The following is a 15,756-nucleotide window of genomic DNA, read 5'->3' on the forward strand; positions in this document are numbered from 1 at the left end:
CGCGCACTAGTATAGCAACTTCTCGCCACCTAGACCACATCCCAACGAGAAGCCCAAGGCCTATACATGCTGCACAAAAATGCGCTGTGCTGCTGCGTATCATTTCCCTATACGCATCCCAATCTGTAGTATCGTGGTCACGAATTGAGGCGTTCTCCCACTCGCGTCTTCGCGTCTTCGTGGTAAAGAATTCGCTGCCTACCAAGATCACACATCCCAACCACATCCCCGCCCCACGCCCGATGCCGCCGCCCGCACGCCCCGCTACAATAGCCCGGCGGACACTCGCCCGACACAAGGAGCTCGCCCATGGCCCCGCAGCCCATCGCGGCCTCGCTGCTGATCAGCGCGCCGCCGCCGCTTGTCTACGGCATCATCGCCGACTACCGCCAGGGCCACCCACAGATCCTGCCCACGCCGCCATTCGTGTCGCTGGCAGTCGAGCAGGGCGGCGTGGGCGCTGGCACGCGCTTCCTGGCCCAGATCAAGATGCTGGGCAGCACGCAGTCGTTTCGCGGCGTGGTCAGCGAGCCGCAGCCCGGCCACACCCTAGTGGAGACGACCGACAGCGGCATCGTGACCAGCTTCATCGTGGAGCCGAGGGACGATGGGCGGCAGAGCTACGTGACGATATCCTCGCAGCTGGCGGGCAGGAGCGGCCCGCTCGGCGCGCTGGAGCGCTGGGTCTACGGGCGGATGCTGCGCCCCGTATACGCCAGGGAGCTGGCGCAGCTCGCGGGTGTGGCGGCGCGACAATCGCGCTAGAAAAAGAAAAGCAGAGGAATATCATGGGAACAATCTCCATCGTCTTCGGGCCGCAGGGCGCGGGGAAATCGACCTACGCCCGCCAGCTAACCCAGGATATCGGCGGCGTGCACTTCTCGATCGATGACTGGATGGCGCGGCTCTACGGGGCCGACATGCCCAGCCCGCTCGATCTGGCCTGGGTGATGGAGCGGGTGGGCCGCTGCGAGGCTCAGATCTGGGCCACGGCGGCGGCGGTGGCCGCAAGCGGCGGGCACGCAGTGCTCGACCTGGGCTTCATGAAGGCCGCGCAGCGCAGCGCGTTTACCGCACGGGCGAGCGAGCTGGGGCTGCCCGTGTCGCTGCACTTCGTCGATGCCGCGCCCGAGCTGCGCAGGCAGCGAGTGCTGGAGCGCAACAGCGCGCGCGGTGAGACCTTCGCCTTCGAGGTGACGCCCGCCATGTTCGACTTCATGGAGGGCCAGTTCGAGCGCCCGACCGACGAGGAGCTGGCCGCCGCCACCGTGGTGCGAACGGATTAGTAAGGTATTACGTCAACTCACACACTCGTTATGCACGAACACTAGCAGCGTTGGGATTCGAAGAGGTATCATCACATCGGCAGGTATCACTTTTGTCGCGAAGTGAACAGAACGCGCAAAACGGGTATGCCTTGCGTACCAGACCCTGGGAGATCGTCACCTCATTCCCTACGAGACTCCGAAGCATCGCTTGAAAACCATGATTGCGGCGCACCATCCCACTTTTCCCATGCGGCGAAGGTGCCGCTAGGGTTTTGATGGCCATATGCACAAACATCAGCCGCCAGGGGAAAGCATTGGAACGCTCAAAATTGGGGGTTTCGAAGGGGGCATCGCCCTCACATGGTGTCACTTTCAGGAGCGGGGCATTCGGATGCGGCACGTGACGAGATAACGCATGCCAAGCCATGCACCGCATGTAAGATCGAGACTCTCATCTACCCGGCCCATGCGGCGAAGGTGCCGCTAGGGTTTTGATGGCCATATGCACGAACATCAGCCGCCAGGGGAAAGCATTGGAACGCTCAAAATTGGGGGTTCGAAGGGGGTTACACCCCCTCGCGGGGTTCCTAGGGGCTGGCCCCTAGGCGCTGCCCGCGCAGGGCATCCACCCACCAACCACGCGGAGTCGTCATCATCGAGGCCGCAGCCGGTCGGGCCGACCGGGCAACGCTCCAAGCATTACCTACGGTCGGCCCGACCCCAAAACAACGCGGAAACGTCCCCAAACGTGACACCATGTGAAGGCTTCGCCCCCTCGCGGGGTCACTAGGGGCAGGCCCCTCGTCGCCGCCCGCGCAGGGCTGTCACCACCTAATCACATATCACCCTTCGTATGCATGGCCGAACGAAAGCGGCCACGCTCCCTTATTCCAGAATGCTCGCCGCTGCCCATCGCAGCGCTCTCGGGCAGAACGCATAGACACTAACGCGACCCTTTAGGAAGAAGAACCATGCGCGAATTTCTCACCAGCTGCGGCGCGATCCTGCGCTACCACGACATGCCCGGCGACGGCACGCCCATCCTGTTCATCCACGGGCTAGGCTCGGCCTGCTCGCTCGACTACCCCACCGCCGCCGCGTCGCCGCAGATCAGCGGCCACCGCAGGCTGCTGGTCGATCTGCTGGGCTTCGGCTACAGCGACCGGGCCAGCGCCGAGCAGTACGCCCTGGCCCAGCAGGCCCGCCACGTCGCCGACATGGTCCAGAGACTCGGCGTCACGCGGCTGCACATCTTCGGCCACAGCATGGGCGGCGCGGTCGCCATCGCCCTGGCCGACCTCATCCGCGACCACGTGGCGGGCATCATCGTCGCCGAGGGCAACTTAGATGGCGGCGGCGGCTCGACCAGCCGCGCCGTCGGCGCGCAGAGCGCCGAGGAGTTCCGCGCCCACGGCCACGCCCGCATGGTCGCCGCCGAGCGCGCGGCGGGCAACGCCGCCTGGGCCATGAGCCTGCACCACAGCGACCCCGACGCAGTCCATGCCGCCGCGCTCGACCTCATCCGTGGGGGCACGCCGAGCTGGCGCGAGCTGCTGTACAGCTTTCCCTTCCCCAAGGCCTATATCTTCGGCGAGCGCTCGCTGCCCGACCCCGATGTGGACGAGCTGGCCCGACACGGCGTGCGCGTGGGCATCGTGCCCTACGCCGGGCACGACATGGCCGTCGACAACCCCGTGGGCCTCGCCGAGGCGGTCGCAGCCGCCATCTGCTAGCGCAAAAAAGCGCACGTGGGGCATGTCCCGCGTGCGCTCTTCCCCTAACGAACCACTATCACACTAGAAGCTGCCGCACGGCGTGCCGTTGAGCGTGAAGCTGGCGGGCGCGCTGTTGCTGCCGCTGTAGCTGGCCTGGAAGCCAAAGCTGGCGCTGCCGCCCGCCGGAATGCTGGCGTTGTAGCTCATGTTCTTGGCCACCACGCTGCCGCTGGTCGGGCTGATCGTGGCGTTCCAGGCGTTGGTCACCTGCTGGTTGCCGCCGAACGTCCAGGCCAGCGACCAGCCATTGATCGCCGCGCTGCCCGTGTTCTTCACCGTCACCTCGGCGGTGAAGCCCGTGCCCCACTGGTTCAGCACATAGCGCACCTGGCAGCCCGCCCCGCTCACCGGCGTGGCGGTAGGTGCGATCGGTGTGGCGGTAGGTGCGATCGGTGTGGCGGTAGGTGCGATCGGGGTGGTGGTCGGCACGTTTGGCGTGGCTGTTGGGGCCACCGACGTGGCCGTGGGCACGTTCGGCGTGGCCGTCGGCGTGGTCGAGGTGGCATCCAGGCCGAAAAACTGGATGGCGTACGGCTCCAGCCCCCAGGGCAGGTTGTGCGGCCCGCCCGCCACGCTGATCGCCTCGACCGGGGCCTGGGTGCCGGTGCCGCCGTAGCGCGTGCGCGTCCAGCTAGCCTGCGGCGCATCGGTGTAGGCAGGCGTCTGGCCCGTGCCCAGCACATCCGTCCACTGCTTCACCGCCTCGGTGAAGTTCTGGTAGTAGAGAACATCATCATTTGTGCCGTGCCAAAGCTGCATGCGCGGGCGCGGGCCGGTGTAGCCGGGGTAGGCCGCCCGCACCAGGTCGCCCCACTGCTGCGGCGTCTTGATGATCTTGCCAGTCGCGCAGTCGCTGTTCCACAGCGAGCCGTTGGTGGTGGCAAAGCAGCCGAACGGCACTCCGCTGAACGCCGCGCCCGCCGCAAACACATCGGGGTAGGCCCCCAGCAGCACATTGGTCATCATCGCCCCCGACGAGATGCCCGTGGCGTAGACCCGGCTGGCATCGGCGCTGTAGGTCTGGAGCACATACTTGACCATCGAGACGATGCCCAGCGAGTCGCTGCCGCCGTTGTGAGTCAGCGTCTGCGGCGAGGCCACGTCGAAGCACTGCTCGCTGCGCGTCACCGAGGGGTAGATCACGATAAAGCCATACTGCTCGGCCAGCGTGGCGTACTGCGTGTTGGTGTAGAACGCCGGGCCAGTGCCGGTGCAGTAGTGGTTGGCCACCAGCACGGCGGGGTGGGGCTTCACATTGTTGGGCACATACAGGTACATCCGCAGGCCGCTGGGGTTCGCGCCGAAGTTCGTCACCTCCACCAGCGAGGCCGCCTGCGCGGTGCCAACCAGCACCGAGGCCGACAGGCATATGGCGACCAGAAGCAGCATCAGGGAAGCTAGCTTTCTCATCTATCAGCTCCTATAGCTCATGCAAAAGAGGGATCGGGCGAGCATTATGGCCAGCACCGGCGCACCCAACCCGCGTGTTCAGCACACAGGGCGAGGGTAGAGCGCTCGACAGCCCCGCCCGCTTTCCATCGGGGTTCTTCCGCTATCAATCAGCAGAGAGCGGCAGCAGTCACCTCCTTCGGTGGCATTGGGCCGTGCGTTGGCCTATAGAGATTTCTTCATTATGACAGCTGTAGTATAAGGCAAATGGATAAATGATCAAGAATATCTTTATAGTCAGCTATTTGTTGCTAGCTTGATTAAATCGTGTATCCGTTATCACAGGGCCGCATGCGAAATAAACCGGGGCAAAAGCAACATATCTGCTTCCCTGCATCGTTCATCCGTTCGAGCAAAACAGCAAAAGCCCGCCACCACGCCACTAGGCGCGACGGCGGGCAAGGGGAATCACCCTACGCGACAGCCGCGCCCTCGACAGGCGGCAGGCGGCCTAGCTCGCGCTGCATGTGCGATGTTGAGCGCCAGAAGGAGATGAGCGGCAGGAACAGCATACAAAACAGCAGCGCCAACACCACAACGGTGCCAAAGATCAGCGCAGAGCCAACCTGGATCGTCAGCCACTGCGAGGGGTTCTGAATCCAGCTCAGGTGCACCGCCAGCGCGATGATGTTCGCAGCGATACCAGCGCCAACCCACCACACCAGCACCGTGATGGCAGTCCCTTTCCAGCGGTCAGCCGAGCGCGGTAGCTGGCTATCAAGCGCAACATAGTGCATTGCAAAGCAGAAGAGAGCAGTCGCCATCATCGAAAAGAGGCCGACTGTACTACTCAGAAACCTGTACCATGCCACCTCATCACCCACAAACACCTCAAGGATCGTCAGGCCGAATGTCGGCCACGCACACACCAAGCTGAAAACAAACCAATCGTCGACATCGCTGCCTTTGTAGGTAGATGCCACCCGCGATACGCCAACGATCACGAGAATCATCCCAATCGTATCGCTCAGCAGATCGATGCGATATACTACCCCTGAGAAGCCAAGCTTTATTTTAAAATCTATGATGCAGAGAAGCAGCCCCCAAAAGATCATCCGGAGCGGATGGATAGTTGATCGCACGTTCACGCCTGTATCTCGCTCATGTCTACAGCTCACTTTACCCAAGATCGTAAGCGGCCACAAGAATAGATACGCGGATCTAGCTATAAACGTTGCTCATTTTCTTTTCCATCGAATAATCATTCCTACCCCCACACAGCCTTATCAAGCTAGCAGATTGTCGCAGCATACCCGGCCAAAAACCTGTGTAGTATCGATCCCTCGCCCGCCCAGCACATCGATCCACGCTTCACATCCCTAGTGGCGTGCTGGTATGGGAAACAGAGCAGCGATATGAAGACAAAAAAAGGCGGGCAGGTTCTTCACCTGCCCGCCCAAGACCGCTATGAGCGACTACTGCTCGCGGAAGGTGGCGTCGGCCTGCTGCGTGCTGCCCGAGACCGCGCCCAGGATCAGCAGGTAGTTAGAGTGGCGAATATAGTTCCCTGGGTAGTTGTACGACTCGTAGGAGGACCAGCCGCCGTTGGCCAGACCAGCGCGGCGGTACCACGTCGCATCGGCCTTGAACTGCGACGTGCCGTCGCTCGCATCCAGCCAGATCTCACCATTGCGATGCCGCAGATAGTAGCCGGGGAAGTTCACCGACTCAAACGAGACCGTCCCGCTGCCAGCTAGCCCGGCCACCACCCGGAACTGCGAGTCCTCGACCGGCGAGACGTTCTCGTCAATCCGCCCGCGGTAGCTCTGGTGGCGCACATAGCGGCTCTGGAAGTTGTACGACTGGATGCGCCGCACCGTCCCAGCGCTCGGCGTAGCTGTGGGCACGGCGGGGGTGGGCGTGGCACCCACCGGCGTCGAGGTCACCGGCGTCGCTGTGGGTACGCCACCCTGGCTGGCCAGGCGCGACTGGATGGAGTAGTAGGCGGGCTTGGCGTTGTAGTTGTTGTCGAAGATCAGCGCGTCGCCCGTGCCAGGGAAGGTGCTCGGCACCCACGAGTACTTGTCGGGGATGCCCCAGACCTGGAAGGCCTTGCACCGCGGCTGCTTGAGGCAGACATCCAGCACGCCCTGGTAGATGGTGGCCTGCTTGGCCAGGTCGCTGCTGTTGGTGGGCGTGGGCAAGCGCACGTCCATCTCGGTGATATAGATATCCACACCGATATTGGCGAAACGCTGCATGTTCTGCGCCAGGCTGTTGTAGTCGATCCCGCCGTTCGTGAGGTGCATCTGGAAGCCCACCCCGTCGATCGGCACGCCACGATTCTTGAAGTCGGCGATCATGTTGTAGGTCGCGTTCGACTTGCTGTTGATCGCCTCGATGTTGTAGTCGTTGTAGATCAGCTTGGTCACCGGATCGGCGGCCTTGGCCCGCCGGAACGCCAGCTCGATGTACGAGTTGCCGATCACCCGCTGGAACACGCTACTGCGCCGCGTCCCGTTCTCCTCGAAGGCCTCATTCACCACATCCCAGGCGTAGATCTGGCCATCCGACCAGTGGTTCATCACCTTGTCGATGTGGTTGTACATCACGTTGGTCAGCGTGGTGCTGTTCCAGCTGCCGTTGGCTACCCAGTTGGGCAGCTGGTTGTGCCATACCAGCGTGTGGCCGTGCACCTTCTGGTTGTTCGCCTGCGCGAAGTTCACCAGCGTGTCGGCCCCGCCAAAATTGAAGTTGTTCTGCGATGACTCGGTCGCATCCCACTTCATGGCGTTCTCGGGCGTCACAAAGTTGAACTCGGTGCGCGCCACCTCCTGAAACTGAGCGGAGTCGCTGGCCGTGTTGAAGTTGCTCATGGCCGCGTAGCCGATCAGGAAGTTGCCCGCCAGGTTGCGCAGCCGCTGCCCGGTGGGCGCATTGGCCGTGGCCGCCTGGGTGGGGGCGACGATGGCGGTGCAGAGGGCCAGCGCCATGCCAGCCTGCACGAGGCGATTTCCTCCAAGGCGTGCTATCGATGGATGCATGGTTATTTCCTCTTTCGTTGCTGCCTACTGCTCGCGGAAGGTAGCGTCGGCCTGCTGCGTGCTGCCCGAGACCGCGCCCAGGATCAGCAGGTAGTTGGAGTGGCGGATGTACTGCCCGGGAATGTTGTACGACTCGTAGGAGGACCAGCCGCCATTGGCCAGGCCAGCGCGGCGGTACCACGTCGCATCGGCCTTAAACTGCGCGCTGCCGTCGCTCGCATCCAGCCAGATCTCGTTATTGCGATGCCGCAGGTAATAGCCGGGGAAGTTCACTGACTCGAACGAGACCGTCCCGCTGCCAGCTAGCCCGGCCACCACCCGGAACTGCGAGTCCTCGACCGGCGAGACGTTCTCGTCGATCCGCCCGCGATAGCTCTGGTGGCGCACATAGCGGCTCTGGAAGTTGTACGACTGCAGGCGGCGCACCGTCGCAGTGCTCGGCGTGGCTGTAGGCGTGGTGCCGCTGGGCGTGGCTGTGGGCGTAGTGCCGCCGGGCGTGGCCGTGGGCGTGGTGCCAGCCTTATAGTTGTGAATAACGCCCAGATCCCACGGGATCTGCTGGTAGTCGCAGCACGAGAGGCGTGTGGTGCCCTGGATGAGAAAATCGACGCGGTTGATGTCGCTGATCTCAGCCCGCTCATTCACGCCCGAGCGCAGGATGTCGCCGTGCGAGACATTGTTGGTCCAGCTCGTACCGTTGTAGGAGAGGTTGCCGCGCCAGGCCCACTTCTCCGACACCTTGGTCCATGGCCCGCCCGCGCCGCTGGCTGTCCACAGCTCATAGTAGCGGTTGTCCTTCGAGTCCTCAACCACCAGGTAGTACTTGCCATCGGCCTGCGCCTTGTACACGTTCACACCCTCGAAGGTGTCAGTCACGGACACCGAGGCCGCGCCCCAGCCGCCCGGGAAGCTCGACTGGCTGGTGCGGCGCACGTAGATGTTGTGCGAGCCATCGCTGGGCGTGTTGTACATGAAGCAGTTGGTGCCATCGCAGATCACATAGTAGTCCCAGCCCATGTTGCCCGAGATACCAAACGACTTCGGCCCCGACCACGAGTTCGGGTCGGCGATGTTGCTGGTGGTGGCGTAGGCCGCGCCGTGCGTGCCATCCTGGTAGACTAGGTACCACAGCTTCTGCGGCTCGTAGTAGAACACCTGCGGCGCGCAGAAGTAGCTCTCGCCGATCTTGCTCAGGTAGATGTGCTGCGCGGTGCGGAAGCCCTCAAGCGTGGTCGAGGACGAGTAGAGCATCTGCCAGCCGCCGCTGGCGTTCGCCCCAGTGTAGAACATATGGTACTTGCCGCCCGAGTAGACGATGGTCGGGTCTTTGACCGCGTAGTGATCGTATGGCTCGGCCTTGGCGCGGTAGAGGATGGGGTCATCCACATACCACGTGGGGTTGGGGTTCGGCGCGGCGGCGGGCTGGGCCTGCACGGTCGGCGAGATCGCCGAGAGCACGGGGATGCACAGCAGCGCCACGGCCAGCGCGAGCCTGCGCAGCCATGTGGCGATCCCATGCGCCCTACGGTTGAGAAGTTCGTGCATTGCTATCTCCTGATGAGGCTGACAGGGCAACTGCGCCATGCATCGACGTCAGCAGCGACGCGGCGCATCATCTGCACAAGGTATCGGCGCGGCAGATCGCTCCTTGCGTGCGGGCAGATGCCCATGGCGCTCGGCGCGACGCCGCGTTTTTGGCAATAGCAATGCTCGCCCTGGCGTGGCCAGAGCGCCATGGGCACGAGGCAGTATCGCGGGGAGGCCCCGAGCTAGTGCTGGGCGAGCTTACCGCGCTGTGGAGAGGGCAGGTGGTTCTGCGTAAGCCCCTCCTTTGGTGTCTTCATCAGCAGCGCACCGGCATAATGCGATCTGATACGTTGTGCAGTATCAGTATAGGCCGCACCTGAGCAGCGGCAAGAGTAATTTTTTTGGCACAGTGTCAGCTTTTTTACCATTTTTAATAAATGGAGTAGCGCATAGGGAAGCTGTGAACCCGCTTTTTTTGTTATGACCACTGGGGCGAAACCCACACCTCACCCCAGCGCGGCCCACGCGGCCACGCCCGCCACATCCAGCGTGTGCCGCTCCACCTTCGCCGCATAGTCGATGCGGTAGGTCAGCGCCGCGCCATCGAACGTCTCGGGCACCACAAAGCCCTTGGTCGCCTGCGCCACCGTGGCCTCGCGCCCCATGGCTAGGTCGATCAGCACCAGGGCGGTGATCGGCCCTGCGCTGTAGTCCAGCGTCAGCCACTCCTGCACGGCCAGCAGCTGCGAGGATGGCGACCACAGCAGCGGCTCGCCAAACATGCGCTGCCCAAAGTCGCGCCCGCCCACCGCCAGCGCGTAGTAGCTCGGCCCAAAGCGCACCTCGCCCGCCAGCACCAGCCGCGCCGCCAGCGCACCGTCGGGCGAGGCCGTTGTAATGGTGTATCGTTCACCCATAGCGTTCATGCCTCCCAGCGCCTCATCCGCCGCACCGCACGGCTACGCCAGCCGCGCCGCCAGCGCACGGGTGCGCTCGCTCGCATCGTGGCGGCACTCCGCCGCCATCATCGGTGAGACCGCTCCCATATCCGCTAGCCGCGTCACCGCGTCGGCCCGGCAGATCGAGCAGGGCTGCCGCTCGTACAGCTGCATCAGGATGGCCGACGCACTCGGCAGCGTGTGCCGCGCCATGATCTTCTCCACCGCATAGCCGATCTGATGCACATCTTCATCATCCCGCGCGCCGTCAAGCACCGCAAGGATAAACGCATCATCCCCCGCGCGGTAGCTCTCGATCAGCAGCCGCAGCGCAAGCCACGGGCGCTCGCCTGCATCAATCATCTCGATAGCCAGATCATGCAGCGCGGGGTCGTGAAACAGACTCAGGGCATTGACCGCGTACATCGCGACCCGCTCATCGAGATGGCGGGCCAGCCCCACCAGCGGCGCTGGCCCCAGCGGGAAGGCCACACGGTCGAAGAGACACAGATAGTGCCGCAGCACCGTCGCATCGGTCTGCGCCAGCAGATCGTTCGCCGCCGCCAGCAGATCATCCGCAGGGGCCGACTCGGCCCAGCGGGCCAGCGCACGAAGCGATAAGCCCACCTGCTCGTGGTGCAGGCGCGGCCTGAGCTTTGCGTAGGGCATCGGCGGCTTCTGCGGGCGCGGCGGTTGCTCGCTCGCGGGCGGCAGCGCGGGCCGATACACCTGCTCAAGATAGTGAGCGACCGCCTTGCTGTCCTCGGCCAGCGCCAAGATCTGCGCATCGGTCACGTGCGGGTGTTCATCGCGCAGCTGGTTGATCAGCTGGCTATCCTCGCTGAACTGTGAGTTAGTCAGCATATGCTGTCCGATCCGCTCTGCGGCAGCACGGAAGCCCGCTAGGCCATCAAGCGAGATAAGCCGCTCTGCGCCGTAGCAGTTGTAGAGCGAGAACTCGGGGCTGACATCTCGCTCGCGAATGCCGAAGGCGGCAAACTGGGTATACAACAGCTCACGCGCCCGCGCGCTGCCTGCGCGGGCGTAGTGCGCCGCAAACGCGAACAGCTGGCCAATATCCATCACATCGAACGCGGCCTCATCGAACGCAGCCAGCGCATCCAAGATGCGCTCCTCAAACCAGTCGACCTCGCCCGTCAGTTCGATCAGGCCCAGCAAATAGACCGTGCGCTCATCCTCATCCAGCCAGTTGCGCGCGGCGTTGTGCAGGCAGGCCTCCAGCAGCGCCGCGCGGTGCTGCGCGCCCCCTTCGCGCTGGATCACCAGCGCCGCACGCCCGTGCCCACGGTAGAGCAGGGCGGCTAGTTCATCATGTCCCATTCACACCTGTTTTGTAGAAAAGCGGATATGCAGCAGAGTATAGCGCGGGCGCATCGTCTAGAGCTTCCGCCCAGAGGACGATGCAGCCGCGCCGACCATCACGCCGCGCCGCCGCCCCGTGCGCGTGCGGCGTGGGATGCGACCCAGCGCCGCACGCTGGGGGCGGCCAGCAGTGCAGCGGCGGGCAGCCTGGCCGCGATGCCGCGCACAAACCGCGCGATCCGTTCGCTCCTGATCTCGTATTTCATCGCCCCACAGTAGCAGGGGTTGTCGGCGCGAACGCTGACGATGGCCGCCAGATCGGGCGGCAGGTCGCCCGCCCGCAGGCGTGGCGTGCCCGCATCGAACAGCCCAGCCTCGCGCGCGGCGCGGTCGAGCGCGGCGGCAAGCCCGCGCCGCAGCCCCGCAGCGTGGCTGCCGCCTCCCTCGGTCTCTTGCCCATTCATAAAGCTCCAGATCGCCAGCCCGTCGCCCACCCGCGCCTGCACCACCACCTCGGCGGCCAGCCCATCGGTGCTGCGCCCGCCCGCGATCTGCGTGTTGCCCGCGTCCACATTCCCTGCGCCGCCCCCCGCACGATGCCGCAGCAGGCCGCGCAGGCCATCCGGGTAGCAGGACGCCACCTTCAGCCCGCTGCGCGTATCATGCAGCGCCGTGCGCAGGCCCGCGTGCATGCCCGCCAGCACATCCAGCCGATCCACCAGCACATCCGGCGTGAACGCATCCCAGCCGGTGATAATCCCCGCATCGGGCGTGAATGTGATCCGCCGCGACACCGCCGCGCTCGGCCCGTGGTCGATCACCGTCGATGCCACCAGCCCCCGCGCGTACCGCTGCGAGAGCCGCCGCTGCCCCGTGTGCAGCTCCACCGCAAAGGATGAGGAGAGCGCACAAATGCAACACAGCTCAAGCATGCCATCGGCACGCCACCAACCATCGGTATTTCCTGGCCGCAGTCGCTCGAATGGATCGCGAAGAATGCTGTAGCGATGCTCGGCATCTTTCATCTCAAAATAGCCACCATCAGAGTAGACTTCCAGGCTATCGGCATGAATTGTCACCTCAATGTGCGTGCACGGCTGAGGCGCCAGTGTCGCCAGCGCCACATCGCACAGCATCAATGCCATGGAGGAAAAGGCCTGTACATCGCACGGGCCAACGTACATCCCAGGGCGGCGGCGTATCGAATCTATCAGCGCTGGCGGCTTTTCCATCGGTGCAGCGCCCCTTTCATCTCGTAGCGTCGGCTGGCCTTCAGCTTTGCAAGCAAAGCCTTTCTACCACGGTTCACAAACATTCAAGACTTTATAATACTTATCGCCTGGGCAGATACGGCACAAGCTGCGGCGCGCGCCTGCCCAGATCAGCACATAGCTCCGTATTCTGTGGGTAGCCAAACGGATCAAGCGCAAAACGCCGCGATGGGTAGGCCGGAATCTCTGGCCCATCGCTATAAAGCTGCTTTCGGTGGCGGTAGCTGGCCCGCATAATGTACGGCTCTTTGAGCATGTACAGCTCGCTGGCCCATAGGCCACGGTAGATCGTCGTCAGGTTTTCCCAGCGCGTGCGAAAGGCGATGTCTGGGGCATCGTACTCCAGCCCTAGGCGCGCAAACGTCAGCACGCGCGGACCACCGCGCTCGCAGTAGATCGTCAGGGTATCGTCGGTGGATGGTTCGCCCGCCAGCGCAACGTCCATGGCTATCCAGCACGCGCCCGCAGCGGCGGCAGCGCTTCTCATTTGGCTGGATAACAATGCGGCAGTATGGGCAGAAGTGTGATTCTTCAGATGTCATCGTTCATCTCAGGGTAGCTACAGTATATACCATGGCGGTAATAGGCTCAACGTCTGGACAGATACAGCCAGTGCCTATGCGTTCTCAACAAAGCACCAATTCTTTTACCACCAAGACTCCAAGACTCCAAGAAAAAAAGGGGCAATGATCTACGAAGGCACAAAGATTTATAGAAAGGAATGAGAAACCTTCGTGCCTTTGTGTCTTCGCGGTTAAAAATCTTCGGTCAATGAAGAAGCATAGGCCCAAATACAGCATAAGCTGCGGCGCATGCTTGCGCAGGTCGGCGCACAATCCGTGTTGTCTGGGTAGCCAAACGGATCAAGTGCAAAACGCTGCTCGCATAGCTCGCAGCATGTGCTGTGGAAAACAGCACATAGCGGCAGCACGGGCAGCGCAAGTTTTCTGGTGTATTCATCATCTCGCCACGTTCTAGATTAGGCCCTCGGCACGTACCGCGCAAGGTGCGGAGCGTAGCGCCGCAGGTCCGCGCACAGCTGGCGGTTCTGCGGGAACCCGAACGGGTCCAGCCGCAGCCGCCGCTCATCGTGGTGGAGGCCGGTATGCTTCCCCAGCACGCGCGAGCGGTACAGCACGCCGTCGCCCACGAGCTCGGGCACTGCCTGCATGTTCAGGTAACTGCCCAGCAGGCCTCGGTAGATCGTTATCAGGTTCGACCAGGGCGTGCGAAAGGCCATGTGCCGCGTGTCATACTCAAACCAGCTGTGCGAAAGGCACAGCAGCTGGGTGCCATCGGTGCTGTGATAGAGGTGCATGGTCTCGTCGGCCACATAGGGGTCGGCATCGGGCGCATCCTGCGCCCAGAGCGGGCCGCCGCAGCTTTTGCAGGCCCGCTCCCGTGGGCCATTGGGGAACCCGCAGTACGGGCATGGGAGCCAGTTTGGTGTGGACATGGTGGGTGCTACGTTGTTTCTTTCCCCGAACGGGCGGTGCGGCACAAAACACCGTGCGTGCGCCGCCACCCAGCGATCCGGCCTAGTCCAGCTCGGCCCGCGCCAGCACATCGCGCAGCGCGTCGTCGCTGGCCCACAGCGCGTGCAGCGCCGCGCCCAGGCGCTCCAGCGCCGCGCGCGGCCCGCTGGCCGAGAACATCCCCGCCTCGGGATCGAACGAGAAGGCGTGGGCCACATCCGCAAGCTGCTCGGCCACCACCACCTGCGCCACCGAGGCCCAGTCGTAGCCGTTGCCGCTCCAGCCCTCGCCCGCGCGCTCCGCGAAGATCGGCTCCCTGGCCCACATGTGCTCATCGGTCAGCATCAGCGAGCGGTAGCGCCCGGTATCCATCAGGATAAATGGGGCGTAGCTTGTGCGGTCGGTCGTATCGCTATCGGTCATCGTATCGCTCGCTCCTTCTCATGCTCGCCCAGAAAAGTACGCCATAGCAGATCTACGCATCTTAGCCCAATTCCGTTGCGTAGATAAGCGAGATCGTAACATCAAATGCCCGCCCACATCGTCCCCATCGAAAACCGCGCATTCGCCCCGCCGTAGGGGCGTGCCTCGTGTCCGCCCGCAGCGAAAAGCCATGCAGACCCCGCATCCGCCCCGCCGTAGGGGCGGGCCTCGTGCCCGCCCGCATCGTCCCCATCGAAAACCGCGCATTCGCCCCGCCGTAGGGGCGGACCTCGTGTCCGCCCACATCGTCCCCATCGAGAACCGCGCATTCGCCCCGCCGTAGGGGCGGACCTCGTGTCCGCCCACATCGTCCCCATCGAGAACCGCGCATTCGCCCCGCCGTAGGGGCGGACCTTGTGTCCGCCCGCAGCGAACACCATTGCCAACCATCGCACGCACGCCCGATGCGCACCAATGGCCCCCGCTGACCACACCACGCAACCCTCGCCGCCGCGCATTGCCCCGCCGTAGGGGCGGGCCTTGTGCCCGCCCGCAGCGAACGCCATTGCCAACCATCGTGCATCGCTGCGATACGCCGCGTCGCGCCAGCCAGCCCGCAGCGCGGGGCCTACCACTTCCGCGCCCAGGCGGGCGAGATCAGCGCCTCGGGCCTGCGATCATTCAGATCGACCAGCTCGCGAAGCTCAAATGACCGCCCCGCGACCGCCTCGCGCCCCACCAGCACCTTTCCCTCGTGCAGCACCACCAGCCGCCCTCGACGATCCCAGTTAGCCCACGCATCCGGGGGCAGCTCAAGGATGCATGTCCCGCTCAGAGTCTCCACCGTAAACGTCTCGCGGTAGTGAAAGCCCGTGATCGAGCGCACCATCCTCAGCTGGCAGCGCCCACGGGGCTGGCGGCGGGTGCGAATATCGGGCTGCTCGGTTCGAAAGTAGATCGGGTGGCCATTCCAGCTCACCTGCCACTGCTGATCAAGCCTCCAGCCATCGCGATCAAGCCGCATTGTGTAGATCGGCTCATTCTCGCCATGCGCCTGGGGGTTATCGATCACCCGCACCTGCTTGGGCGGCACATGCGCAGGGTGCGGTGCGGCGCTATCGGGCCGGTGGTTCAGAAAGATCGTCTGCGCATCGCGGAACAGCCCGCCGCCGTGCCACGCATCGCCCTTTGGCCAAAGGGCAAGCGCCTCACATGGTGTCACTTTTGGGAAGTGTCAGAAGTACACTTTCCAGCGAACGGGCATGGATAGACCGAACGCGTGCTGGCGGTTTTGCCACGCGATGGCCAGGGTGAACAAGCTGC

General features: G+C 63.7%; 13 protein-coding genes and 1 pseudogene. 3 read left to right on the forward strand and 11 right to left on the reverse strand.

Annotation, left to right across the window (positions count from 1 at the left end; genetic code table 11):
• The first annotated feature begins 309 nt into the window (after positions 1–309).
• The 3 genes from F8S13_18555 (at position 310) to F8S13_18565 (ending at position 3,001) form a co-directional block, all read left to right on the forward strand.
• Positions 310–765 carry an SRPBCC family protein gene (locus F8S13_18555; GenBank protein KAB8141743.1) on the forward strand — a complete coding sequence of 152 codons (456 nt, stop codon included), beginning with the start codon at positions 310–312 and terminating at the stop codon, positions 763–765.
• Positions 766–788: 23 nt separating this feature from the next.
• Complete coding sequence (locus tag F8S13_18560) at positions 789–1,286, forward strand: ATP-binding protein (GenBank protein ID KAB8141744.1); 498 nt, start codon at positions 789–791, stop codon at positions 1,284–1,286.
• Between the two features lie 953 nt (positions 1,287–2,239).
• Complete coding sequence (locus F8S13_18565) at positions 2,240–3,001, forward strand: alpha/beta hydrolase (GenBank protein ID KAB8141745.1); 762 nt, start codon at positions 2,240–2,242, stop codon at positions 2,999–3,001.
• 63 nt (positions 3,002–3,064) lie between these two features.
• Here the strand turns inward: F8S13_18565 and F8S13_18570 are convergent, their stop codons facing one another.
• The 11 genes and pseudogenes from F8S13_18570 to F8S13_18620 form a co-directional block, all read right to left on the reverse strand.
• Positions 3,065–4,453: a PHB depolymerase family esterase gene (locus F8S13_18570; protein KAB8141746.1), complete on the reverse strand. Its 1,389-nt coding sequence runs from the start codon at positions 4,451–4,453 to the stop codon at positions 3,065–3,067.
• 452 nt (positions 4,454–4,905) lie between these two features.
• The gene (locus F8S13_18575; protein ID KAB8141747.1) at positions 4,906–5,574 is read right to left on the reverse strand and encodes a hypothetical protein; all 669 of its coding nucleotides are present in this window, start codon (positions 5,572–5,574) and stop codon (positions 4,906–4,908) included.
• A gap of 333 nt (positions 5,575–5,907) precedes the next feature.
• Positions 5,908–7,476: an endo-1,4-beta-xylanase gene (locus tag F8S13_18580; GenBank protein ID KAB8141748.1), complete on the reverse strand. Its 1,569-nt coding sequence runs from the start codon at positions 7,474–7,476 to the stop codon at positions 5,908–5,910.
• Positions 7,477–7,995: 519 nt separating this feature from the next.
• A pseudogene (locus F8S13_18585) lies at positions 7,996–9,021 on the reverse strand (alpha-L-arabinofuranosidase C).
• A 488-nt stretch (positions 9,022–9,509) separates the two neighbouring features.
• Positions 9,510–9,920 carry a hypothetical protein gene (locus tag F8S13_18590; GenBank protein ID KAB8141749.1) on the reverse strand — a complete coding sequence of 137 codons (411 nt, stop codon included), beginning with the start codon at positions 9,918–9,920 and terminating at the stop codon, positions 9,510–9,512.
• Positions 9,921–9,962: 42 nt separating this feature from the next.
• Positions 9,963–11,282, reverse strand: coding sequence for a hypothetical protein (locus tag F8S13_18595; GenBank protein ID KAB8141750.1), 1,320 nt, complete (start codon positions 11,280–11,282; stop codon positions 9,963–9,965).
• Positions 11,283–11,380: 98 nt separating this feature from the next.
• Complete coding sequence (locus tag F8S13_18600) at positions 11,381–12,496, reverse strand: hypothetical protein (GenBank protein ID KAB8141751.1); 1,116 nt, start codon at positions 12,494–12,496, stop codon at positions 11,381–11,383.
• A gap of 100 nt (positions 12,497–12,596) precedes the next feature.
• The gene (locus F8S13_18605; protein ID KAB8141752.1) at positions 12,597–12,980 is read right to left on the reverse strand and encodes a hypothetical protein; all 384 of its coding nucleotides are present in this window, start codon (positions 12,978–12,980) and stop codon (positions 12,597–12,599) included.
• A gap of 534 nt (positions 12,981–13,514) precedes the next feature.
• Positions 13,515–13,991 carry a hypothetical protein gene (locus F8S13_18610; GenBank protein ID KAB8141753.1) on the reverse strand — a complete coding sequence of 159 codons (477 nt, stop codon included), beginning with the start codon at positions 13,989–13,991 and terminating at the stop codon, positions 13,515–13,517.
• An 82-nt stretch (positions 13,992–14,073) separates the two neighbouring features.
• On the reverse strand, positions 14,074–14,382 hold the full coding sequence (locus F8S13_18615; protein ID KAB8141760.1) for a hypothetical protein: 309 nt from the start codon (positions 14,380–14,382) through the stop codon (positions 14,074–14,076).
• 679 nt (positions 14,383–15,061) lie between these two features.
• Complete coding sequence (locus F8S13_18620; GenBank protein KAB8141754.1) at positions 15,062–15,655, reverse strand: hypothetical protein; 594 nt, start codon at positions 15,653–15,655, stop codon at positions 15,062–15,064.
• Between the last annotated feature and the right edge of the window lie 101 nt (positions 15,656–15,756).

This window comes from Chloroflexia bacterium SDU3-3, from assembly GCA_009268125.1.
In the GTDB taxonomy this organism is placed as follows: Bacteria; Chloroflexota; Chloroflexia; order Chloroflexales; family Roseiflexaceae; genus SDU3-3.

What these genes read in the sequence shown, in the direction of transcription:
- F8S13_18605 (KAB8141752.1), bottom strand. Translation starts at nt 12,980, where the DNA reads ATGGACGTTGCGCTGGCGGGCGAACCATCCACCGACGATACCCTGACG.
- F8S13_18595 (KAB8141750.1), bottom strand. Translation starts at nt 11,282, where the DNA reads ATGGGACATGATGAACTAGCCGCCCTGCTCTACCGTGGGCACGGGCGT.
- F8S13_18555 (KAB8141743.1), top strand. Translation starts at nt 310, where the DNA reads ATGGCCCCGCAGCCCATCGCGGCCTCGCTGCTGATCAGCGCGCCGCCG.
- F8S13_18565 (KAB8141745.1), top strand. Translation starts at nt 2,240, where the DNA reads ATGCGCGAATTTCTCACCAGCTGCGGCGCGATCCTGCGCTACCACGAC.
- F8S13_18590 (KAB8141749.1), bottom strand. Translation starts at nt 9,920, where the DNA reads ATGGGTGAACGATACACCATTACAACGGCCTCGCCCGACGGTGCGCTG.
- F8S13_18580 (KAB8141748.1), bottom strand. Translation starts at nt 7,476, where the DNA reads ATGCATCCATCGATAGCACGCCTTGGAGGAAATCGCCTCGTGCAGGCT.
- F8S13_18570 (KAB8141746.1), bottom strand. Translation starts at nt 4,453, where the DNA reads ATGAGAAAGCTAGCTTCCCTGATGCTGCTTCTGGTCGCCATATGCCTG.
- F8S13_18600 (KAB8141751.1), bottom strand. Translation starts at nt 12,496, where the DNA reads ATGGAAAAGCCGCCAGCGCTGATAGATTCGATACGCCGCCGCCCTGGG.
- F8S13_18610 (KAB8141753.1), bottom strand. Translation starts at nt 13,991, where the DNA reads ATGTCCACACCAAACTGGCTCCCATGCCCGTACTGCGGGTTCCCCAAT.
- F8S13_18615 (KAB8141760.1), bottom strand. Translation starts at nt 14,382, where the DNA reads ATGGATACCGGGCGCTACCGCTCGCTGATGCTGACCGATGAGCACATG.
- F8S13_18560 (KAB8141744.1), top strand. Translation starts at nt 789, where the DNA reads ATGGGAACAATCTCCATCGTCTTCGGGCCGCAGGGCGCGGGGAAATCG.